At 73.1% G+C, this 22,337-nt stretch carries 16 protein-coding genes and 1 tRNA gene; 7 read left to right on the top strand and 10 right to left on the bottom strand.

The window, feature by feature from the left end; genetic code table 11:
- Window positions 1-15 precede the first annotated feature (15 nt).
- Genes AC6CH6_RS06760 through AC6CH6_RS06750 form a run of 3 tightly spaced genes read right to left on the bottom strand, consistent with a single transcriptional unit; the run spans window position 16 to window position 3,227 of the window.
- Window positions 16-345 carry an AtuA-related protein gene (locus tag AC6CH6_RS06760; RefSeq protein WP_498254536.1) on the bottom strand — a complete coding sequence of 110 codons (330 nt, stop codon included), beginning with the start codon at window positions 343-345 and terminating at the stop codon, window positions 16-18.
- Window positions 346-1,701: an acyclic terpene utilization AtuA family protein gene (locus tag AC6CH6_RS06755; protein ID WP_498254535.1), complete on the bottom strand. Its 1,356-nt coding sequence runs from the start codon at window positions 1,699-1,701 to the stop codon at window positions 346-348.
- Window positions 1,698-3,227: a CitMHS family transporter gene (locus tag AC6CH6_RS06750; RefSeq protein WP_498254534.1), complete on the bottom strand. Its 1,530-nt coding sequence runs from the start codon at window positions 3,225-3,227 to the stop codon at window positions 1,698-1,700. Before AC6CH6_RS06750 ends, AC6CH6_RS06755 begins: the two co-directional genes overlap by 4 nt.
- 91 nt (window positions 3,228-3,318) lie before the next feature.
- Here AC6CH6_RS06750 and AC6CH6_RS06745 point away from each other — a divergent pair, with 91 nt between their 5' ends.
- From AC6CH6_RS06745 to AC6CH6_RS06725, 5 genes are all read left to right on the top strand, one after another.
- Window positions 3,319-4,263, top strand: coding sequence for a LysR family transcriptional regulator (locus AC6CH6_RS06745; RefSeq protein ID WP_498254533.1), 945 nt, complete (start codon window positions 3,319-3,321; stop codon window positions 4,261-4,263).
- A gap of 257 nt (window positions 4,264-4,520) precedes the next feature.
- Window positions 4,521-6,425, top strand: a complete 1,905-nt coding sequence (locus tag AC6CH6_RS06740; protein ID WP_498254532.1) for a GH25 family lysozyme — start codon at window positions 4,521-4,523, stop codon at window positions 6,423-6,425.
- A complete protein-coding gene (locus AC6CH6_RS06735) occupies window positions 6,422-7,585 on the top strand; it encodes a CAP domain-containing protein (protein ID WP_498254531.1) in 1,164 nt (387 codons plus the stop codon). The genes AC6CH6_RS06740 and AC6CH6_RS06735 overlap by 4 nt, the downstream gene beginning before the upstream one ends.
- 507 nt (window positions 7,586-8,092) lie before the next feature.
- Entirely contained in the window at window positions 8,093-10,471 is a 2,379-nt protein-coding gene (locus tag AC6CH6_RS06730; RefSeq protein ID WP_498254530.1) for a bifunctional polysaccharide deacetylase/glycosyltransferase family 2 protein, read from the top strand.
- Complete coding sequence (locus AC6CH6_RS06725) at window positions 10,458-11,756, top strand: acyltransferase family protein (RefSeq protein WP_498254529.1); 1,299 nt, start codon at window positions 10,458-10,460, stop codon at window positions 11,754-11,756. The genes AC6CH6_RS06730 and AC6CH6_RS06725 overlap by 14 nt, the downstream gene beginning before the upstream one ends.
- On the opposite strand, the gene AC6CH6_RS06720 is transcribed toward AC6CH6_RS06725, so the two are convergent.
- From AC6CH6_RS06720 to AC6CH6_RS06700, 5 genes are all read right to left on the bottom strand, one after another.
- Window positions 11,722-12,750: a chitinase gene (locus AC6CH6_RS06720; RefSeq protein ID WP_498254528.1), complete on the bottom strand. Its 1,029-nt coding sequence runs from the start codon at window positions 12,748-12,750 to the stop codon at window positions 11,722-11,724. The genes AC6CH6_RS06725 and AC6CH6_RS06720 overlap by 35 nt on opposite strands.
- A 179-nt stretch (window positions 12,751-12,929) precedes the next feature.
- Window positions 12,930-13,910 (bottom strand): ribose-phosphate diphosphokinase, encoded by a 981-nt coding sequence (locus AC6CH6_RS06715; RefSeq protein ID WP_498254527.1) that lies wholly within the window; start codon window positions 13,908-13,910, stop codon window positions 12,930-12,932.
- Between the two features lie 2 nt (window positions 13,911-13,912).
- Window positions 13,913-15,409, bottom strand: a complete 1,497-nt coding sequence (gene glmU / locus AC6CH6_RS06710) for a bifunctional UDP-N-acetylglucosamine diphosphorylase/glucosamine-1-phosphate N-acetyltransferase GlmU (protein ID WP_498254711.1) — start codon at window positions 15,407-15,409, stop codon at window positions 13,913-13,915.
- Between the two features lie 232 nt (window positions 15,410-15,641).
- Window positions 15,642-15,714, bottom strand: a tRNA-Gln gene (locus AC6CH6_RS06705).
- 62 nt (window positions 15,715-15,776) lie between these two features.
- The gene (locus AC6CH6_RS06700) at window positions 15,777-16,544 is read right to left on the bottom strand and encodes a hypothetical protein (RefSeq protein WP_498254526.1); all 768 of its coding nucleotides are present in this window, start codon (window positions 16,542-16,544) and stop codon (window positions 15,777-15,779) included.
- Window positions 16,545-16,892: 348 nt separating this feature from the next.
- Here AC6CH6_RS06700 and AC6CH6_RS06695 point away from each other — a divergent pair, with 348 nt between their 5' ends.
- Window positions 16,893-18,737: an ABC-F family ATP-binding cassette domain-containing protein gene (locus AC6CH6_RS06695; protein WP_498254525.1), complete on the top strand. Its 1,845-nt coding sequence runs from the start codon at window positions 16,893-16,895 to the stop codon at window positions 18,735-18,737.
- Window positions 18,738-18,741: 4 nt separating this feature from the next.
- Window positions 18,742-19,962 (top strand): phosphotransferase, encoded by a 1,221-nt coding sequence (locus tag AC6CH6_RS06690; RefSeq protein ID WP_498254524.1) that lies wholly within the window; start codon window positions 18,742-18,744, stop codon window positions 19,960-19,962.
- A gap of 75 nt (window positions 19,963-20,037) precedes the next feature.
- Here AC6CH6_RS06690 and AC6CH6_RS06685 read toward each other — a convergent pair whose 3' ends face one another.
- Both AC6CH6_RS06685 and AC6CH6_RS06680 read right to left on the bottom strand, forming a co-directional pair.
- On the bottom strand, window positions 20,038-20,811 hold the full coding sequence (locus AC6CH6_RS06685) for a matrixin family metalloprotease (protein WP_498254523.1): 774 nt from the start codon (window positions 20,809-20,811) through the stop codon (window positions 20,038-20,040).
- A gap of 143 nt (window positions 20,812-20,954) precedes the next feature.
- Window positions 20,955-22,226: a ScyD/ScyE family protein gene (locus AC6CH6_RS06680; protein ID WP_498254522.1), complete on the bottom strand. Its 1,272-nt coding sequence runs from the start codon at window positions 22,224-22,226 to the stop codon at window positions 20,955-20,957.
- Window positions 22,227-22,337 lie beyond the last annotated feature (111 nt).

Here is a 22,337-nt window from a genome sequence, read left to right as displayed (position 1 = left end):
GGGGTCGAGTCCGGTTCATCGTATCCGGGCAGGCGCCTCCCGCCTGAGCGGCATGCTGAGCAGGTGGTAGCTGAGCGCCTTGCCGTGGCCGTCGAGCACCGGCGACCCAGTGACGCCCCCGCCCAGGGCGCCGGGCAGGGTGAACACCAGGGCGTGCAGACCGGGCAGCAGCCGGCGGGTGACGGGCCCGGTCAGATCCAGGGCGTAGTGGCCGGCCACGGCCTCGGCCGTCAGCACGTCCTCGAGCAGGTGGTACGCGTCCTCGTCCCGGGCCCGGACGGCGAGGATGAGGGTGTCCCCCTTGTCCCCGGTCCGGACGTCGGCGCAGTCGTCGACGGTGCTCATTCAGGCCTCCTCGAGACTCACGCGCGGACGGACGAGTCCGCGGGGCAGGGTGCAGGACCGGATGGCCAGCACCTCCTGCACGTGCTTGCGGGCCCCGCCGCCGGCGGCGGGGCCGTTGGTGTACAGGGACTCGACCTCCCACCCCACGGCCTCGGCCGCGGTCCGGTCCGGGACCCTCGCCGCGACCCGCAGCCGGACCTCCACCGGGTCCCGGGCCCCGGCCAGCCCGCGGAGGGCGGCGCCGGCGCCGATCAGCTCGACCAGCACGGCGTCCGGGTCGAGACCGTGGACGTGGGCCAGACGGGTGCGGACGACGTCGGCGGCCAGCTCGGCGCGAGCGAGGGCGCGGGGGCCCGCGTAGCTGATCTGTCCCTCGCCCAGCCAGCCCCCGCGGAAGCCGAGGGTCACCTTGAGCTCGTCCGGGCGCACCGTGCCGCTGCCGCCCTCGACGTGCACGCGGTCGGCGCCGTCCTGGCGCAGGGTGACGCCGGTGAAGTCGGCGACGACGTCCGGGGTGACGTAGGCGGACGGATCGCCCACTTCGTACAGCAGCTGCTCGGTGACCGTGCGGGTGTCGAGCAGCCCCCCGGAGCCGGGCAGCTTGGCGAGCACCGCCGCGCCGTCCTCGGCCACGTCCGCGAACGGGAAGCCCAGCCGCGCGAGACCGTCCACGGGCTTGGTGAGCGGATCGGCGAAGTAGCCGCCGGTCAGCTGCCCGGCGCACTCGAGCAGGTGGCCCACCACCGTCCCCTGACCCAGCAGGGCCGGGTCCCCGGTGAGGTCCCAGCCGTGCTCGTGGGCGATGGGCCCCAGATAGAGGGCCGGGTCGGCGAGCCGGCCGGCAATCACCACGTCCGCCCCCTCGCCGAGGGCCTCGACGACCGGCGCCGCCCCCAGGTAGGCGTTGGCCGAGACCAGCTCGTCGGACTCCGCCGAGAGGGGGCGGCCGGTCTCCCACAGCAGCGGGTCCGCGTGCCGCACGGCGTCGAGCACGTCGTCGCCGGTCACCACGCCCACCCGCGTCCCGGTGAGACCGTGCTCCCGGGCGACGTCGACGGCGAGCACGCCGGCGGCCACCGGGTCCGCCGCGCCGCCGTTGGTGACGATCGTGGTGCCGTGCCCCCGGCAGGCCGGCAGGGTGGCCTCCAGCCGGCGGCGCAGCAGCGGGTCGTAGCCGTGGTCCGAGCCGGCGAGCCGCCGGGCGTTGGCGGCGGCGATCGTGCGCTCGCCGAGGACCTCGAAGACCAGGTAGTCGAGCTCGGCGGAGCGGGCGAGCTCCGCGGCCGGGTCGATGCGGTCCCCGGCGAACCCCGCGCCGGCCCCGAGCCGGACCGTGCCCTGCGTCCGGCGGCTCATCCGGCGGCGCCCAGGGCGATCGCCCCGGTCAGCAGCGCCACGACGAGCATGACGATGCTGACCAGCCAGGCCCAGCCGAACAGGGCGCGGATGTGCCGGCCGATGTCCACCCCGGCCAGACCGACCAGCAGGTAGAAGGACCCGGTGAGCGGGCTGATCGGGAAGCCCACGGTCTCCTGGCCGAGCAGGGAGGCCTGGGTGATTTCCACCGCGGAGACACCGTACTGCTCGCCCAGGGCGTTGAGCACCGGCAGGACCCCGAAGTAGTAGGCGTCCGGGCCGAACAGCAGGCTCAGGGGCACCCCGAGCACGCCCACGATCAGCGGCAGGCCGGGGGCGGCCGCGGCGGGGATCACCGAGGTCGCGGCATCGGCCATCGCCGTGATCATGCCGGAGCCCTCGAGGATGCCGAGGAACGCACCGGCGGCCAGCAGTGTGGTGGCCATGAGCATCGCGCCCGTGGCGTGGGCCTCGATGCGGGCGGTCTGGCGCTTCAGGCCCGGGTAGTTGACCACCAGGGCCACCACCACCCCGGCGAGGAAGACCAGCTCCGGGGGCGCCAGCCCGGCGATCAGGGCCGCCAGCACGGCGACCGTCAGTGCCGTGTTGAACCACAGCAGGCGGGGCCGGCGCAGGGCCCGCTCCTCCTCGGTCAGCTCGTCCACGGCGGGGTGCCCGGCTGCCTCGGTCGCCGTCGCCGTCCGCCCGGACGCCGGTGCGGCGGCCGAGCCGGCGGGGCCGGCGGCGGTCGTGGCGGAGGCGTCCGCGGCCGTGGTCGTGGCCGACAGCGGCGCGCCGGTGGCCGTCCCCGGGCGGCCGTCGGCCGCGGACGCGGCGACGGTGCCGTCCGGGCCCGGGGTGGCGTCGTCGTCGGCGCGGGCGCTCCCGGCGGGCGCCGGGGTCCCCGCGCGGCCGATCCGCCGGGCCTCGCGGGTGCCCAGGAACCAGGCGACGGCCAGGGCGGCCACCATGCCGGCGAGCTGGGCGGGGATCAGCGGGACCCACAGCTCGTTGGCGGGCACGCCGGCGGTCGCGGCGGCCCGGGCCGTGGGCCCGCCCCACGGGAGCAGGTTCATGGTGCCCGCGCCGAGTCCCACGCACACGCTCAGGGTCAGCCGGCTCATGCCCAGCCGGTCGAAGAGCGGGATCATGGCCGGGATGGTGATGAGGAACGTGGTGGCCCCGGCGCCGTCCAGGTGGGCGGCCATGGCCAGCGCGGTGGTGGCGAGGCAGATGGTGACCGGGGCGTTGCCCGCCCAGCGGACGATGCGGCGGATGACGGGGTCGAAGAGCCCGGCGTCCCGCATCACCCCGAAGTAGGTGATGGCGAAGACGAACATCACCGTCACCCCGACCACCCCGCCGAGACCCTCGGCGACGAACTCGCCGATCTCGCCCGGGCCGAACCCGGCGATCAGGGCGAACACGATCGGCACCCCGGCCAGCGCCACGACGGCCGCCACCCGGTTGGAGAGCAGCAGCGCCAGGATCACCCCGATGGTGAGAAAACCTGTCCATGCGAGCACGAGAAGTCCTTTCCTTGACCTCCTGCCAGTGTGAAGCGAGTCACTTTATGCAGTCCAACATCATCCGCCGATAGACTCATGAGCTGTGAGCATGAATCTGGGGGTCCACCACCTGCGGGCCGTCGTGGCCGTCGCCGACCATCGCAGCTTCACGGTGGCCGCCGCGCAGCTCGGAGTGGCCCAGTCCTCGCTCAGCCGCACCGTCCTCGAGGCGGAGCGACGGCTGCGCACCCCGCTGTTCCAGCGCAGCACGCGGCGGGTGGCGCTGACCACCGACGGCGAGGCGGTCGTCGCCGTGGCCCGCGGAGTGATCGAGCACGTGGACACCGGTCTCGAGCACATCGAGGGCTACCTGGCCGGCACTCGGGGCAGCATCACCATCGCCACGCTGCCCTCCCTCGCGGCCACCCTGCTGCCCCCGGTGATCCGCCGCTACCAGGAGCTGCACCCGGACGTGGTGCTCCACGTCGAGGACAACCTCAGCGACCAGGTCGCCGAGGACCTGCAGAGCGGCCGGGCCGACCTGGCGCTCACCACCGACCCGGAGGACGGCGAGGACTACGTGGTCCGTCCCATCGCCGAGGACAGCTTCTTCCTCGCCGTGCACCCCGACCACCGGTGGGCCGAGGCGCGGACCGTGGACTGGAGCGACCTGCAGACAGAGCCGCTCATCTCCTTCGGACCGGCCTCCAGCATCCAGCAGGCCGTCGGCCGTGCCCTGCGGGACGCCGGAGTCTCCCCCGCGACCATCGTGCGGGCCCAGAACGTCGCCGCCATCGCCGGGCTGGCGGCCTCCGGCCTGGGCGTGGCACCGGTCCCGGGCTTCGTCCTGCCGCTCATGCGCTTCGCCGGCCTGTCCTTTGTGCCCCTGGTCCCGGAGCGCTCCCGCACCATCACCCTGGTCCACCACCGGGACCGGCCGCTCTCCCCCGCCGTCAGGGCGTGGGTGGACGTCGTGGACCAGCACCTCGGAGCGCATCCGGAGCGGCTGCCCGGGGTGCGGTGGATCCGCCCCGGGGACCGCCCCGTCCGCTGACGCCCGAGACCTGAGCCGGGTTCCCTCCCGCCCACCGGGATCTGCGCCACCGACGGCCGCGGGGCGCGCCGGGTCCGTCGTCGTTCCCCGAATCACTACGCCCAGAGAGGTACGGGTGCGTAACACGGCCCATCGTTATTGATTGTTTATGCAAACGCGCCTTTATACTCGACGTGGCTCTGAGGATCTTCCCCCCATCCCGATGGCCTTGCACGAGTCGTTCCCCCCAACGATCCATGCGAGTTAGGCGTTCCAGCGTGAAAGCAACCCCCCGACTGACGCTGCCTGCCGCCCTCACGGCGGCGGTGCTGGCCATCACCACACTGACCCCGGTAGCAGCCCTGGAAGAGGCCGCCACCACCCGATCGACCACCCTCTCCGAGGAGCGGCAGGGCAACCTGGTCTCCAAGGTCGTGGAGTCCGACGGCGAGATCGTCTCCACCCTGGTGGACGCGACCACCGGCGAGGCCGTCCTCCCCGACCCGGCACGCGCCGGCACGCAGCCGGCCGCGGGCGACCCCCACGGCGGCGCCGTGATGGGCCAGTGGGCCAAGTCCGAGAACCACTTCGAGCAGATGGCCGCCTCCTCCGCCCGCACCGCGGAGGAGCTCGCCGGCGACACGGACAACGACACCGACGACGACGCCGGCGCTGCTGCCGGCGCGGCGGACGGCGACACCGCGGAGGAGGCCGTCGCGGGGGTCGCGTCGGCCGAGTCCCTCGGCGCCGCCGCGTCCTGGGCCCCCAGCGGCATCAAGGGCACGGACGTCTCCAACTGGCAGCCGTCCCTGAACTGGTCGAGCCTGTGGAACCAGGGCTCGCGCTTCGCCTACGTCAAGACCTCCGAGGGCGACAGCATCCGCAACAGCCTCTTCCAGCAGCAGTACGCCGGGGCGGGTGCTGTGGGCATGGTCCGCGGCGGGTACCACTTCGCGATCCCCACCCGGGACTCCTCGGGTGCGAAGCAGGCGGACTACTTCATCAACAACGGCGGCGGCTGGTCCGCGGACGGCCGGACCCTGCCGGGTCTGCTGGACGTCGAGAACAACCCGTACCCCTCCCTGTACGGCAACCAGTGCTACGGCTTCAGCCAGTCCGAGATGGTCGGCTGGATCCGCGACTTCTCCAACCGGTACAAGGCCCGCACCGGGCGCGTGCCGGCCATCTACACGAACTACTACTGGTGGCAGGACTGCACCGGAAACTCCACCGCGTTCAACGACCACCCCATGCACATCGCCGCCTACGAGACCACGGCCCCCCGGGTGCCCAGTGCCTGGTCCACCTACGACTTCTGGCAGTACACGGACGCCGGGTTCACCGAGCGGATCGACGCCAACGTCTTCCGCGGCAGCACCGCGCAGCTCCAGGACCTGGTGCGCAACCGCTACTACAAGCCGATGGGCGGCCGGGCCCCGTCCGGCACCCCGACCGCCGGGACGCCCACCCAGGTGTCCCCCGCCGGCTACGTGGTCAAGGGTGGCATCGGCAATCAGTACCGGGCCCTCGGCGGGTCCTCGGTCTTCGGCACCCCGACCATGAACGAGCGCGGCGGCCTGGTCAACCGCGGCGTGTACCAGCGGTTCTCCAAGAACTCCACCTTCTACTGGAGCTCCCCCACCGGGGCGTGGCCCGTGAACTTCAACGGCGCCATCGGCCGGAAGTTCACGGCGAACCGCTACGAGAACGGCTTCGGCTACCCGTCCACCCGAGAGATCACGGGCCTCACCGGCGGCGGCGCCTACCAGGTGTTCCGCAGCGGCGGCGCCGTGAACAAGGTCCTGTGGAGCCCGACGACCGGCGCCCAGCCCGTCCGGGAGACCAGCGGGATCGGGGCGGCCTGGAAGCGGGCCGGCTACGAGCGCGGCTACGGCTACCCCTCCACCCCCGAGATCGGCGGCCTGGTCAACGGCGGCTCCTACCAGCTGTTCCGGCGTGGCAACGACGTCCACAAGATCCTCTGGAGCTCCGCCTCCGGCGCCCACGCCGTGAAGGAGAACAGCGCGATCGGCCGGGAGTGGAAGGCCGCCGGATCCGAGCGCGGCTACGGCTACCCGACCACCGGCGAGTACCGCTACGGCACCGAGATCCGCCAAAAGTTCTCCAAGAACTTCACCGTGCACTACTCGACCACCACGAAGAGGACCTGGGCCACCCGATGAACTCCGCCAAGCACCGCGCCCCCGCGCGCACCCGCACCCCCGGCCGCCTGGCGCTCACCGCGGCGGCCCTCGCCCTGGCGATCCCCGCCACCGGGATCCTCGCGGCGGCCCCGGCCGCCGCGGCGACCTCGGACATCGTCAACGTCTCCACGGGCACCCGCTCGGCCGACACCCAGCGGCTGCTGGACCTGATCAACGCCCACCGCAAGGCCAAGGGCCTCGCCCCGGTGAAGTACTCGGCCACGCTCTCCCAGATCGGCCAGGAGCAGTCCACCCGCCTGGTCCGCGAGGAGGTCATCGACCACACCGACGACTTCTGGAAGGACGAGCGCGCCGGCAACTGGAACGCCGTCGGCGAGATCCACTCCGTGTCCTGGCAGGGCACCGTTACCGAGCTCATGAACTGGTGGAAGGGCTCCAAGGCGCACAACAAGGTGCTGACCGACCCGAAGATGACGGTCATCGGCATCGGCCTGACCTACGTGGACGGGCAGCTGGCCGGGAACAAGCAGGGCTGGAAGCTGGTCGGCACCGTGAACTCCTACGGCTACGCCGCCGGCCAGGCCCCCGCGGACACCCGCAGCACGGTGGGCACGGTCGCGGCGCCCAAGCCCCCCACCGCCCCGATCACCTCCGCCGGGTACACGGTGCGCGGCGGGATCGGCAACCAGTACCGCGCCCTCGGCGGGGCCGCCGTGTTCGGCGCCCCCACCATGAACGAGCGCGGCGGCCTGGTGGGCGGCGGCGCCCTGCAGAGTTTCGCCAAGAGCACCACGTTCTACTGGAGCGCCCCCACCGGCGCCTGGCCGGTGCGCTTCAACAGCGCCATCGGCCAGAAGTTCGCCGCCGCCGGGCACGAGCGCGGCTACGGCTACCCCAGCAGCCCGGAGCGCGGCGGACTCACCGGCGGCGGCGCCTACCAGGTGTTCCGCAGCGGGGCCACCGTGCACAAGGTGCTCTGGAGTCCCCGCACCGGGGCGAAGGCCGTGAAGGAGAACAGCGCGATCGGCCAGCGGTGGAAGTCGGCCGGCTACGAGCGCGGCTACGGCTACCCCAGCACCGACGAGTACCGGTACGGCTCCGAGGTGCGCCAGCGGTTCTCGAACGGCTACACCGTGCACTGGTCCTCGATCACGAAGCGGACCTGGGTCACCCGCTGACCCCTCCCCACCCGCGGAACGCCCGGCCGGATCCCCGGCCGGGCGTTCTGCCGTCCCCGGCCCTGCCGCCGTGTCCCCCGAGTGGGGGCACCGGGCACCGGCCCGCATACCGTGTCCCCCGTACGGGGGTGGAGGGAACGGATCAGCACGTCAGAGTGTGGTCCAGTTCACTTCGACGATCTCCTCCAGCTGTGTTCTCTCTAGCAAATCTGTGAATGTGTGGATTTTTGTGTCACTACATCGGGGGACGGAACGTTCGACCCCTGCCCCCCGAACCGCTGGGATTCCCCATCATTAAGTACCGCTCCGTAACTTTGGTTCCCACCATCTCGGGCGTTCACTATTGCACTTTTATGCAGGTGGATCGGGTCTGTCCCTGTGCGGCGGTATTTGCACTTGTGACAGACGGGTCGCGGCTTGGCAGGCTGGCCCGGTCGGCCCGTCCGGGGGGATGCGCCGGCCGGTCTGTCGAGGGGACGGACCGCCGACCGGGGGAACGAGCGCGCCGTGGCAGCATCCGACAACGACCGACGACCACCGCACCGCCGACGCGCGGAGCGGACCGGCAGCACCGCCGCGCCGCCGGTGTTCTTCGATCCCAGCGGCAAGCGCTGGTACCGCATTCTCGCCACCCTCGTGGTGCTCCTGGCCCTCGCGGCCGGCGCCGTGTCCTGGATCGTCCCGCAGGCGCTCGCCCAGCCCTGGGAGCGGCCGCTGCACCAGGAGAGCGGCTATCCGCGGGAGCTGATCGCCACCGGGGACCAGGAGAACATCCCGCTGCTCGGGGACGCGTCCAACCCGTTCAGCCGGATCGGTCTCGTCGAGGAGACGGAGGCCGGGACGGTGCTGCGCAGCCCGTTCAGCGAGGACGTCCTCCGGGTGCTCACCGACGAGGAGCGGGAGCTCGTCGGGGACAGCCCCTACGTCATGGAGCGCTTCGGGGAGCTGCCGGAGAAGCAGCTCATGCTCACCTTCGACGACGGCCCCGACGCCACCTACACCGGGGAGATCCTCGACGTGCTCTCGGCCGAGGGCGTGCCCGCCACGTTCTTCAGCGTCGGCACCAACGTCGTCGGGCAGCCCGAGCTCTTCCGCCGGATCCTCCGGGAGGGGCACATGGTGGGCAACCACACCATGACCCACACCACCGCCTGGGACGACGACCTGCGCAACCGCGAGGAGCTGATCGGCACCGACCGCGCCATGCGCTCGGTCGGCAGCTACGCGACCCACCTGTTCCGCCTGCCCACCGGCGACCCCGACAACAAGGCCCTGCCCATCCTCGAGGCCCAGCAGCTGGGCTACCTGCACGTGGACTTCGACTACGACACCCACGACTGGGAGGCCGCGCCCGGGGAGACCGTGGACCTGCCCGCGCTCGACGGCGAGGGCCACATCGTGCTGATGCACGACGGCGGCGGGGACCGCACCGCCACCGTGGCCGCCCTCAAGGATCTGATCACCGAGGCCAAGGCGCAGGGCTACACCTTCTCGACGCTGGCCCCCGTGATCCCCGAGGGCTACCTGCCGGCGGCGGACACCGAGCCCGTGCTCGCCGACGACGCCACCGCCCTGGCCGTGGCCGGACTGACCGTGGCCCCGGACGTGGTCATGACCTGGCTGTTCTGGTTCGGCATCGGGTCCCTGACCCTCATGTCCGCCCTCTACGTGGTGCTGGCGCTGATCGGCCACCGCCGCCAGACCCGCCGGGCCTGGCCGCAGATCCCCGAGGATGACCTGCCCCTGGTCTCGGTCATCCTGCCGGTGTTCAACGAGGAGCCCGTCATCGCCCGCACCCTGGCCGCCCTGCGCGCCAGCGACTACCCGAACCTCGAGGTCATCGCCGTCGACGACGGCTCCACCGACCGCACCCTGGCGATCATGCGCGAGCACGCCGCGTCCTGGCCGGCGCTGACGGTCATCACCCAGCCCAACGGCGGGAAGTCCATCGCCTCCAACCACGGGATCATGGCCGCCCGGGGCGAGATCGTGGTGACCCTCGACGGGGACACCCTCTTCGAGCCCCGGACCGTCCGGATGTTCGCCCGCCACTTCTACGCCCAGGACACGAAGCGCCCGGTCGGCGCCGTGGCCGGGCACGTGAAGGTCGGCAACCGCACCGGGCTGCTGACCATGTGGCAGTCCCTGGAGTACATCTCCGGGATCTGCGTCACCCGCATGGGCGAGGGCGTGGCCGGGGCGATCTCCATCGTCCCCGGGGCGTGCGCCGCCTGGCGCAAGGAGGCCCTCCAGGCCGCCGGGGGCTACTCCCACGACACGCTCGCCGAGGACGCCGACCTCACCATGACTCTGCAGAAGCTCGGCTGGGCCGTGGTGCAGGAGAACCGGGCCGTGGCGTGGACCGAGGCCCCCATGACCGTGCGCGGCCTGGCCAAGCAGCGCCTGCGCTGGACCTACGGCAACCTCCAGGCCCTGTGGAAGCACGCCGGGATGCTCTTCCGCCCCCGCTACGGGTTCCTCGGGATGGTGGCCCTGCCCTACACCCTGCTCGCCACCCTCGTCCCGCTGGTCTTCCTGCCGCTGACCGTGCTCATGGCCGGGATCAACCTGGCCGCCGGCAACTGGCAGCCCATCGCCGCCTTCGCCGCCTTCGTCCTGGCCATCCACGCCGTGATCTGCGTGATCGCCATCCGCATGGTCGGCGAGTCCTGGACCCACCTGCTGGTGGTGCCCGTCTACCGGATCATCTACGAGCCCTTGCGCGCCTACCTCCTGTACGCCTCCCTGCTCCAGGCGCTGCGGGGCCGGATGATCGGCTGGTACAAGCCCGAGCGCACGAACAGCGTGATCGACCTGGCCCCCGCGACGGAGCCCGCCGGCCGCGCAGCCCCGTGGCAGGAGGACCGGCGCGGTGAGCGGGTCTGAGCCCGGCCGGGACCGGTACCTCGACCTGCTGCGGTCGATCGCGCTGGTCCGCGTCGTCGCCTATCACACGTTCGCGGGCGCCGCCTTCAGCCTCGTGTTCCCCGCGATGGGCGTGATGTTCGCCCTGGCCGGGTTCCTGATGGCCCGGTCCCTGCGCCGGCCCGCGGGCACGGTCCTCGCCTCCCGGGCCCGGAGGGTGCTGGTGCCGCTGTGGGTCTACGCCGCCACGGTCCTGGTGCTGCTCGTGGCGCAGGGCTGGTCCCCCGGGACCGACGCGTCCTGGGAACAGGTGCTCCTGTGGTTCCTCCCGGTCGGGGACCCGGTCCTCCCCGAGAGCGCCGGGTCCGGGGCAGTGGATCCCACCTGGCCGGTGCAGGCCGGGGAGATCCTCTGGTACGTCCGGGCCTACGTCTGGTTCCTGCTCCTCTCCCCCGTGCTGCTGCGGGCGTTCCGGGCCCGGCCCTGGCCGGTGCTGCTCGCCCCGCTCGCCCTGAGCGGACTGCTCGCCCTCGGGCTCGTTCCCCTGCCCTCCTGGGCGGACGCCCCGGTGACGGACTTCGCGACCTACGGCTCCTGCTGGATCCTGGGCTTCGCCCACCAGAGCGGGCTGCTGCGCCGCATCCCCCGCGCCGCCGTCCTCGCGGCGGGACCCGCGGTGATGGGCATGGGCCTGTGGTGGGCCGCCGGGCACCGCGGCGAGGCGGGGTGGGACCTCAACGAGATCCCGCTCGCCCAGGCCCTGTGGTCGTTCGGCTTCTGCGCCGTGCTGCTGCGCGTCTCCCCGGCCTGGCGGGATCTGCCCCCGCCGCTGCGGTTCCTGGACGGGGCCGTGACCCTGCTCAACTCCCGGGCGATGACCGTCTACCTGTGGCACAACCTCCTGCTGGTCGGCACCGTCCTGCTCGTCGACGTGCTGTGGGAGAGCGACGTCCTGGCCACGGCCGTGCCCGGGCTGCTGGCGAGCCCGTGGCTGTCCTTCGTGCTGGTCTGGCCGCTGCTCGCCGTGGTCGTGCTCGCGGTGGGCTGGGCGGAGGACCTCGCCGCGGGACGTCGGCCGCGGCTGTGGCCGGTCCGGCCCCGTCCCGCCCCTGCCACCGCTCCCGGCCCCGCCCCTGCCCCCGTTCCTGGTCCCGCTGCTGCCACCGCCGCGGGACAGGGAGCCGCGGGACAGGAGACCGCGGGCACCGGCTTCGCCGGCCGGTCCTGGCTCTACCCCCGCTCCGTGCGGGAGCCGGCCCCGCCGGCGGAGCTCAGCCCGCGAAGCCCTCGCGGAGGACCCGGGTGAACTCCCCGGCCTCCTCGTCGAGGCCGCTGCAGAAGTCGTTGGCCTCGGCCGGGTCCCCGTCCTGCGCGGTGCACGGCCGGTCCCGGTTGACCGACCAGTAGGAGAGCCGCCCCACGCCCTGCTCCCGGGCGAACCCGGCGAGCTCCGCCGCCGCGTCCAGGTCCAGGACCTCCCCGGGGACGTCGTTGACCCCGATCATCGGGGTGAGCCCGATCCGGTTCCACACCTCCTCGGCGGAGAGGTCCTGGCCGGCCGCCTCCCACAGCGCGGTGAGCTGGCCGTGCGCCGAGCGGGCCGCCTCCTCCGAGGCCGCCGCCATCGGCTGCCCCGCGGGCTTGCTCTCGCTGTAGTTCATGGTCATGAGGTTGATCCCGGCGAGGTCCACCTCGGCCGCGAGCAGCTGCGCCACGACCTCCACCGGGTCCTGGTCCAGACCGTGCGGGGCCACCGGCAGCGTGGCCCACAGCTCGAGCGGCTCGTCCCGCTCCTCCTGCAGGCGCACCAGCACCTCGGCCCGCCGCCGGTTGGCCTCCCGGTCCTCGAGGTCGTCCAGCTCGATGTCGAAGTCCGCGATGCCCACGTCGTAGCGCTCGAGCACCGTCCGGTACGCCGCGAGCAGCCGGTCCGGGTCGGTGCACACGGTGGCCAGCTCGTCCCCGGCGGCGCCGCCGAAGGAGACCGCCACCTCCCCGCCCTGCTCCCGCAGGGACGCGATCTGCTCCTCCATCCGCAGCACGGTCTCTGCCTCCTCCAGCCCGTAGTAGCCGCCCCACGAGGGCGTGCAGGGGTCCTCGGGATCGGCCACCACGAACCCCAGCACCGTGTGGGACTGTCCCGCGGCCTCCGAACCGAAGTCGAAGTACGGGTAGGACGTGGTGTTGACGTAGCCGCCGGACCAGGGCTCGCGCAGGTCGGGGCCGCAGCCGGTGAGGACCAGCCCGGCGGCGCCGCACAGCAGCAGCGGGCGGAGGAGGCGGTGTCGTCGTCGGCTCATGGGGTGCGGGCTGTCCTTCTCGGCGCGAAAGTTCCCCGGACGGTGCCGCCCGGGACGGTGGTTCCTGCGGTGACGGGCTCCGCAGCGGAGGCCCCGGCTGTGGGGGCCCGGCGGCGGAGCAGCCCCCCGCCGGGTGGCGAGGGGCTGCGTCGTCGTCGTCGACCGTTCCCGGGAGCGGGTCAGGACCTGCCGTCGAACAGGCTGGTCACGGAGCCGTCCTCGAAGACCTCCTGGATGGCGCGCGCGATGAGCGGGGCGATCGAGAGGACCGTGAGGTTCTCGAACTGGTGCTCCGGGGGCACGGGCAGGGTGTCCGTGACGACCACCTCGAGGGCGCCGCACGTGGACAGCCGCTCCACGGCGGGATCGGAGAACACGGCGTGGGTCGCGGCGATAATGACGTCCTTGGCGCCGCGCTCGCGCAGCACCTGCACGGCGCCGGAGATCGTCCCGCCCGTGTCGATCATGTCGTCGATCAGCACGCAGGTGCGGCCCTCGATCTGCCCCACGACCTCCTTCGAGGTGGCCTGGTTCGGCCGGGTGATGTCGCGGGTCTTGTGCACGAAGGCGAGCGGGCAGCCGCCCAGCAGCTCGGTCCACTGCTCCGCCACGCGCACGCGCCCGGTGTCCGGGGAGACCACGGTGACGTTCTCGACGTCGACGACGGAGCGCACGTGCCCCGCCAGCAGCGGGATGGCCATCAGGTGGTCGACCGGGCCGTCGAAGAAGCCCTGGATCTGCGCGGTGTGCAGGTCCACGGACATCAGCCGGTCCGCGCCGGCGGTCTTGTACAGGTCCGCGATGAGGCGGGCCGAGATGGGCTCGCGGCCGCGGTGCTTCTTGTCCTGCCGCGCGTAGGGGTAGAACGGGGACACCACGGTGATGGACTTGGCGGACGCCCGCTTCAGCGAGTCGATCATGAGCAGCTGCTCCATGATCCACTGGTTGATCGGGGCCGGGTGAGACTGGATGAGGAAGGCGTCCGTGCCGCGCACCGACTCCCCGAACCGCACGTAGGTCTCGCCGTTGGCGAAGTCGTAGGCGTCGGTCGGGATCAGCTCCGTGCCCAGCTCCGAGGCGATGCGCTCGGCGAGCTCCGGGTGGGCCCGTCCCGAGACCAGCACCAGCTGCTTGGCACCTGCGTTGGTGATTGCGGTCATTGTTACTCGCTTTCCTCGGTGGTGTCCCCGGCCGCGCCGTGCGCCGTGGTGTCGGCGCCGGTCCCTGCGCTGGAGTGCTCGGTGGTCCCGGACGGAACGGTCCCGGCCGCGGTCGCGGCGCCGTTGCCCAGGGCCCGGGACGCGGCCTCGGCCGCGGCGGTACCGGGACGGTGCTCCACGACCCAGTTCTCGACGACCCGCTGCGCGCCCTCGGTGAGGGCCAGGGCCCCCGGCGGCACGTCCTTGCGGATCGTGGTGCCCGCCCCGGAGTAGGCGCCGTCGCCGACCTGCACGGGCGCCACGTACATGTTGTCGGAGCCCATCCGGACGTGGTCGCCGATCACGGTGCGGTGCTTGCGCACGCCGTCGTAGTTGACGAACACGGAGGCCGCCCCGATGTTGGAGTGCTCGCCGATCGTGGCGTCCCCCACGTAGGACAGGTGCGGGACCTTCGAGCCGGTGCCGATCCGGGAGTTCTTGGTCTCCACGAACGTGCCGATCTTGCCCTCGTCCGCGAGCACCGTGCCGGGGCGCAGGTAGGCGAACGGACCCACGCTCGCCCGGGGGCCGATCACGGAGCCGGAGCCGTGCGTGCGCACCACGTGGGCGCCCGGGCCGACCTCCACGTCCGTGAGGGTGGTGTCCGGGCCGACGACGGCGTCCTCGCCCACCCGCGTGCCCCCGTGCAGCTGGGTGCCCGGCAGGATCGTGGCGTCCGCGGCGATCCGCACCTGCACGTCGATCCAGGTGCTGGCGGGGTCCACGACCGTCACGCCGTTGCGCATGTGCGCCTCGAGGATCCGGCGGTTGAGGTGGGCGCCGAGCTGGGCGAGCTGCACGCGGTCGTTGGCGCCCTCGACCTCCCAGCGGTCCTCGATCTTCAGCGCGTCCACCGCGTGACCGGCCTCGCGGGCCAGCAGCGGGACGTCGGTCAGGTACATCTCGCCCTGCGCGTTGTCCGAGGTGACCTTCGCGAGGCTGTCGCGCAGCACGTCGGCGTCGAAGGCGAAGATGCCGGAGTTGATCTCGGCGACCGCGAGCTCGGCCTCGGTGGCGTCCTTGGCCTCCTTGATCTCGCGGAACGAGCCGTCGGCGTCCCGCAGGATCCGGCCGTAGCCGCCGGGCTGCTCGTGCTCCGCGGTCAGCACGGTCACCGCGTTGCCGCGCTCCTCGTGGTGGGCGACCAGCCGCTGCAGGACCTCCGGGGTCAGCAGCGGGACGTCGCCGTAGGTGACCACCACGGTGCCGGTCAGCCGCTCCTGGGCGTCGAGCGCCTCCACGGCCACCTGGACGGCGCGGCCCGTGCCGGGCACCTCGTCCTGGTCCACGACGATCGCCTCGGGGTCCTGCTCGAGGACGTGCGGGGCCACCAGGTCCCGCTCGAAGCGCACCACAGTGGCCAGTCGCCGCGGGCGCAGGCTCCGGGCGGCCACCAGGCAGTGCCCGACCATGGAACGACCCCCGATCCGGTGCAGGATCTTGGGGGTCTTGGACTTCATGCGCGTGCCCTTGCCGGCGGCCAGGACGATGACGGCGGCGGGCCCGACGGCCGCCCCCGGACGATGTGCAGGGGTCTGGGGGGTGCTCACGGCGGGATGCAGCTCCTCGGTCGTCGATCTGAGAGAGGAGGCGGTGGGCTCACCGGCTCCGGCTCTGTTCCGTCTCACTAGCTTGTGGGCTCTTCGGCTCTGGGGATCTCGAGCTTCCGGCCTCTCCGGCGGGATGCGGACGTTCCGCCTCTAGGACTCGAACCTAGACTCCACGGCTCCAAAGGCCGGGGTGCTGCCGATTACACCAAGGCGGAGCACCGCCGTGGAACGGCAGTGGTGCACGCAGTGCACAGGCAGTCACCCTACCACTCGGGGGTCAGGCCCCGGCCGCTCCCGGGCGCCCCAGGATCACGATGATCCGGGCCGTGGCGGCGGCCTCCCGCAGCTCCGGGACGGCGGCGAACAGGTCCTCCACGGTGTCCTCGTCCACCCCGCAGACGATCAGCGGCGCACGGTCCAGCAGGGGCCGCATCCGCTCGAACGCGGCGGCCGGGCCCTCCCCCGCCGCGGAGGACGCGGCCACGTTCCAGGCCACCGACGCCACGTAGTGCGGGTCCACGTCCAGGGTCCCCGCCTCCCGGGCGCGCTCCAGGTACTCGACCAGCGCCACCTCGTCCGCGGTGGCGCCCTCCGTCTCGAGCAGCAGGTGCACCTGGTGGGCCGAGGCCGCCTCGTCCAGCGCGGCGAGCATCGAGAAGATCCGCTCCTCGCTGCGGCCCCGTCCGCCCATCCCGGCCCGGGGCACCACGAGGTACTCGGCGCCCACGCCGGCGGCCAGCGAGAGGTGGTCGTCCAGGACCGCGATGACGCCCTCGTCCGGGATGTCCTCGTCGATCGAGATGTCCGCCCGGATCATCAGGGGGTCGGCGCCCGCTTCGCGCAGCGCCTCCCCGACCTGCCGCTGCGGCACCGAGCCGAGGTGGCGCCCGACCAGCTGACCGGGTCCCGCCGGGATCTCCACGGGCCCGGGGTGCTCCGTCACGGCACGGACGGCGGTCTCCAGGTCCGTGATCCCGTCCAGCCTGGTGCCCAGCGGACGGGTGCTCGGGGACGCGGAGGATCGCTCCGTCGGATTCTGCTCCATGCACTCCATGCTCTCACCCGAGCTTGAGCCGCCGCTGAGAAATTCCTGTCCGCACATGTGCCTCCCCCGCCCCCATTTCCGCACCCCCATTCCCCCGAGCCCCCCATATCCGCGCCTCCATTCCGTCGAGTCCCCCATGTCCTCGCAATTCCCCATGGTCTAGCGGGGGGATTTGCGACGCGATGGGGGACTCGACACGACGAGGGGCCAATCACTGGGGGCTCGACGCGGCGAGGGGCCCATCACTGGGGAGTCGACGCGGCGAGGGGCCCCACCATGGGGGCTCGGCGGGCCAGGGGCCCAGAGAGTGGGGACTCGGCGGGGCGGGGGCGCGAGTACCCTTGACGGGTGGCACATCTACTCGGCGGCGAGAACCTGCACCTGGAATTCCCCACCAAGACGGTCTTCGACGCCGTCAGTCTCGGCATCGACGAGGGCGACCGGATCGGCATCGTGGGCCGCAACGGCGACGGCAAGTCCACGCTCATGAAGCTGCTCGCCGGACGGCTGAAGCCGGACGGGGGCCGCGTGACCGTGCGCTCCGGCGTGCGCGTGGGCATGCTCGACCAGGCCGACGTGCTGGACCCGGAGCTGACCGTGGGGCACGCCGTCGTCGGGGACCGCGAGGAGCACGAGTGGGCCGGGGACGCGAAGGTGCGGGACGTGGTCTCGGGGCTGGTCAAGGACCTGGACTGGGACGCGAAGCTCGGCGAGCTCTCCGGCGGGCAGAAGCGCCGCGTGGCGCTCGCCGCGCTGTTGGCCGGCGACTGGGACGTCATCTTCCTGGACGAGCCCACCAACCACCTGGACGTGGACGGCATCACCTGGCTGGCCCGACACCTCGACAACCGCTGGCCGAAGAACCAGGGCGGCCTGGCCGTGGTCACCCACGACCGGTGGTTCCTGGACGCCGTGTGCACCGACACCTGGGAGGTGCACGACCGGATGGTGGAGCCCTTCGAGGGCGGCTACGCGGCGTACGTCCTGCAGCGCGTGGAGCGGGACCGGCAGGCCTCCACCATCGAGTCGAAGCGGCAGAACCTCATGAAGAAGGAGCTGGCGTGGCTGCGCCGCGGCGCGCCCGCCCGCACGGCCAAGCCCAAGTTCCGGATCGAGGCCGCGAACCAGCTGATCAACGACGCCCCGCCGCCGCGCGACACCGTGGCCCTGTCCCAGCTGGCGGTCTCCCGGCTGGGCAAGGACGTGGTGGACCTCGAGAAGGTCTCCGTCTCCTACCCCACCGAGGACGACGGACCGCGGGAGGTGCTCCGGGACGTCACGTGGCTGATCGCCCCCGGTGAGCGCACCGGCATCCTGGGCGTCAACGGCGCGGGCAAGTCCACGCTGCTGGGCCTGGTCACCGGCGAGGTGCAGCCCACGAGCGGGCGGGTCAAGCGCGGGAAGACCGTGAAGATCGCCACCCTCACCCAGCAGCTGTCCGAGCTGGAGGACGTGGCCGAGGACCGGGTCTCGGACGTGGTGGCCTCGAAGCGCACCACCTACCTGGCCGACGGCAAGGAGATGACGCCGGGCCAGCTGCTGGAGCGGCTCGGCTTCACCAACGAGCAGCTCGCCACCCCGGTCAAGGACCTCTCCGGCGGGCAGAAGCGGCGGCTGCAGCTGCTGATGATCCTCCTCGACGAGCCGAACGTGCTGATCCTCGACGAGCCGTCCAACGACCTCGACACCGACATGCTCACCGCGATGGAGGACCTGCTCGACACCTGGCCGGGCACCCTCCTGGTGGTCTCGCACGACCGCTACCTCCTGGAGCGGGTCACCGACCAGCAGTACGCCGTGATCGACGGCCGCTTCCGGCACCTGCCCCGCGGCGTGGAGCAGTACCTGGAGCTCGCCTCCCAGTCCCGCACCGGCACGGCCGCCGGCTCCGCGAACGCCTCGAACCCGCTGGCGGCCACGGGGGCGGCGTCCTCGAACGGGACGACGACGGCGCAGGGCGGGCCCAGGCTCTCCGGTGCTCAGGCCCGCACCGCGCAGAAGGAGGTGGGCGCGATCGAGCGGAAGCTGGAGAAGCTGTCCGCCAGGGTCGACGCCCTGCACTCCGAGATGGCGGCGCACGACCAGTCCGACTACACCGGCCTGGGCGAGATCACCGCCCGGCTGAGCGCGGTCCAGGACGAGATCGAGGAGCTCGAGCTGCGCTGGCTCGAGCTGTCCGAGGACCTGGTCTAGCCCCGTGGCGGGCCCGGAGCAGGAGGCCGTGGCCCTGCTCTCGGGCACCGGGATGGGCCCGGTCCTGGCGGCCGCGCTGGCCCCGGCCGGGCTGTCCGTGCAGCGCTGGACCCGACGGCGCGTCCACCACCGGCCGGGCGCCGGGGTCACCGGGGTCTTCGACGTCGTGGCCCTGGCCGGGGCACGGCGGGCCGCAGAGGTGGTGTGCGTGAGCACCGCCTCCCCGCCCGCCGGCACGTCCCCGGCGGCGGTGCTGACCCGCCACGAGGGCGTGGACCTCGTGGCGTGGCGGCACCCGCAGGACCCGTGGCTGCCCGGGCTGGCCTGGGCGTCCTCCCCCGCGGCGGTGGGCCGGGAGGTCTTCTGCTCCGCCGAGCCCGCGGAGCTCACCGAGGTCTCCTACCGGCCCACCCGGCGGGCGGTGCTGCGGGCGGCCCACGGGTCCCGGGTGCGCTACCTCAAGGTGCTGCGGCAGGACCGGGCCGCGGCGCTGCACGCCCGGCACCGGATGCTGCTCGAGGCCGGGCTGCCCGTGCCGGCGCCCGTGGAGGACCCGGTGCGGGACGTGGTGGTGCTCCGGCAGCTGCCCGGCACCCCGCTGGCCGCGTCCGTGCGCCAGGACGGCGCCGCCGCGCTGCACCCCGAGCACGTGCTGGCGCTGCTCGACGCCCTGCCTGCCGCCGCGCTGGAGCTCCCCGCCCGCGCCTCCTGGACGGACCGGGTCCTGGACTACGGGCACGCGGCCGCGGTGGCCCTGCCGGAGGTGCGCGCCCGGATCGAACGACTCGCCGCGGCGATCGACGAGGCCCGCCGGGCCACGGACCCCGGCCCGGCCGTGCCCGTGCACGGGGACCTCTACGAGGCGAACCTGCTCGTCGGTCCGGCCGCCCGCGGGACGTTCGGTCCGGTGACCGGGGTGCTCGACGTCGACGCCGTGGGCCCCGGCCACCGGGTGGACGACCTCGCCTGCCTGGTGGCCCACCTGGCGGTCCTGCCCACGGTCCACGACAGCTACGGGCACGCGCCGGCCGCCGCGCGGCGCCTGCTCGCCGGCTTCGACGCGGCCGTGGACCCGGCCGCGCTGCGCGTGCGCTGCGCCGGGGTGGCCCTGTCCCTGGTGGCCGGCGCCCGCCGCTCGGGCGGCCCGCCGAACCGGGCCCGGCGCCGGCTGGAGATCGCGGAGGAGTTCCTCGGCGAGCATCGGTTCCGCGGCGCGGACGGCTGACACGGGGCGAGGAAGCACCGGCGCGCGACCGTTCCGGGCCCCGCGGACCGGGCTCGCGGCGGGCGCCGGTCCCGGTCAGTACCGGGGGAAGCGGGCGTCCGTCCGCGCCGTGACCGGCAGCGCCCCGGCGGGCTCCGCGACCGGTGACCCGGAGGCGCTGTAGGGCCGCACGAACCGGACCGGGGTCCCGTTGATGTCGGCGAGGTGGCCGGCCCAGGCCAGCCGGTAGAGCTCCCGCAGGTCACCGAGGTCCTCGTCCGTGAGCTTGCTCATCGGCCCGTAGTTCATGATCGAGAACGGGCTGTGCGTCCCGAAGACCTCCGAGGGCCACGGCTTCTCGAGGTTCGCCGCGAAGAAGTGCCGCAGCCCGAAGACGTGGCCGAACTCGTGGATCATCGTCTCGATCTGCTCCTCGTGGGACTGCTCGAACATCGTGGGGTAGACCGTCAGCTCGTGCCGCCCCCCGTCCGGGAAGAACGCGCTGGCCAGGACGCAGCCCTCCGGGGTGCAGTCCGCGGCGTTGCGCAGCACCACCTCGAAGTCCCACAGGTCGGGGTCGTGGGTGAACCGGACCGGCGCGGCCGAGCTCCACCGCACCAGGGCCTCGCTCATCAGCCCGCCCACGATCGACCGGCTCTCCTGCGGGTCGGGAGCGAGCGCGAAGCTGCGCTCCTGGAAGCGCCACTTCAGCATCGACCCCGGCTGCCACAGGGGGATGAACCCCTCGGTGGCGTCGACCACGATCCTGCTCGGGGGCCGCCCTCCCGGCGTGGCGTGCCCCCTCCCCTCGGTGGCGCAGACGAACCCCTCCGCGATGAGGTGGACCAGATCTTCGGTCGTCGGTGCCATGGCTCTTCCTCGCCTCGAATGTCGTTCCCGGGTGGTCCTGCGTGCTTCCGGTGGCCGGTCGGTGCGGTCCGGCGGAGGTCCGGCGGCGGTGGCGGACCGGCGCCGCGCCACCGCCGTCGTCGTCGTTCCTCCGGCGCGTGGGCCTACTCCCCGGTGTCCTCGAGGCGGTAGGCGTCGGAGAAGTCCAGCTCCCAGACCGCTCCGCCGCCGACGGCGCCGAACGGGTTCTGCGGGCCCTCCACGATCCCCTCGGCCGGAGCCACGCTGTTGACCGAGGCGTAGACCTGTCCGTGCCGCCCGGTCGCCAGACCGGCTGGCAGGGGTACGTCGATCGCGTACCGCGCCGCGTCCTCGTGGTGCCGGTGCACGACCACCACCTGGCCGGGGACCTGCCCGGGGGTCGGCGGCGCCTCCGCCGCCGGGGTCTCCCCCGGAGGCATGGGCGGCGTGGGCCCGAACAGCTGCGAGACGTACAGGTGGCCGCGGTCCACGGCCACGCCGGTCACCGCGGTGAAGCCGTCCCACCGGCCGAGCTCGGTGCCGTCCGCGGAGAACTGCACGACCGCGCCCTCCCCCGGACGGACCGATCCCAGCCCGCCCACGTAGACGTTGCCGTGCTCGTCGGCGGTGAGGGACGTGGGCACGAACTCGGCCGGGCCCTCCGGGTCGTCCGTGCCGTCGGGCAGGGCGGTGGTCGGCCAGGTGGCCCACGCCGTGATCTCGTACTCCGGCGGCGCGTCCTCCGTGGCGGTGGAGAAGTCCGGCTCCACCTTCCACACGGTGTTCGCGCCGGCGTCCGCCACGAGCGCGTAGCCGTCCGGCGAGACCTCGTCGTCCTCGTCCACGTACAGGACCGCGTACGGGTTGGAGTCGATCTGCGCGCCGTCCGGGTTGAGCTCCTCCTCGGCCGCCTGCAGATCGGCGTACGCGAGCAGGTACTCCTCCCCGTCCTCCTCGGTGCCCGCGACGAGCATCGACGCGCCGCGCGCCTCGAACACCGAGAGGTCGAGCCGCTCCGGGTCGTAGCCCGCGACGATGTACTGACCGTCCACGTCCGTGGCGTCCGCGCCGCCGGGCCCCTCCGCGAAGGACGCGTCCGGCGCCGCCACGGACAGCAGACCCTCGACCACGGTCGACACCGCGGGCTCGTCCCGGTCGGGGTTCTCGATCAGGGTGACGGCGCCGGTCGGCCCCGCGCACCGCCCGCCGACGCAGTCCGGACCGCCGCGGCCGGCCTCGACCACCACCAGGTTCCCGTCCTGGTCCCGATCGAGCTGCCGGGGATTGTCCAGGCCCTCCGCGACCACGCGCGGCCCGTCCGGCCGGTCGTCCCCGTGCGCGAACGCCGCCGGCACCGGCCCCGCCAGCACCACCACCGCCGTGACCACGCCTGCTCCGAGTCCCTGTCCTGTCATGACCCACCCCCGGTCGGAATCCTTCCGCGCGCCCGCCACGCGACAGCCCCAGGCTAGGACCGCGATCCCGCTCCCACGGGGAACGGTCCGCAACCGTGACCACCTCTTCAC

The organism is Kocuria sp. GQ42, assembly GCF_059758435.1.
Note: the sequence above shows the minus strand (reverse complement) of the source record. Positions and strands in the feature narration are given on the sequence as shown.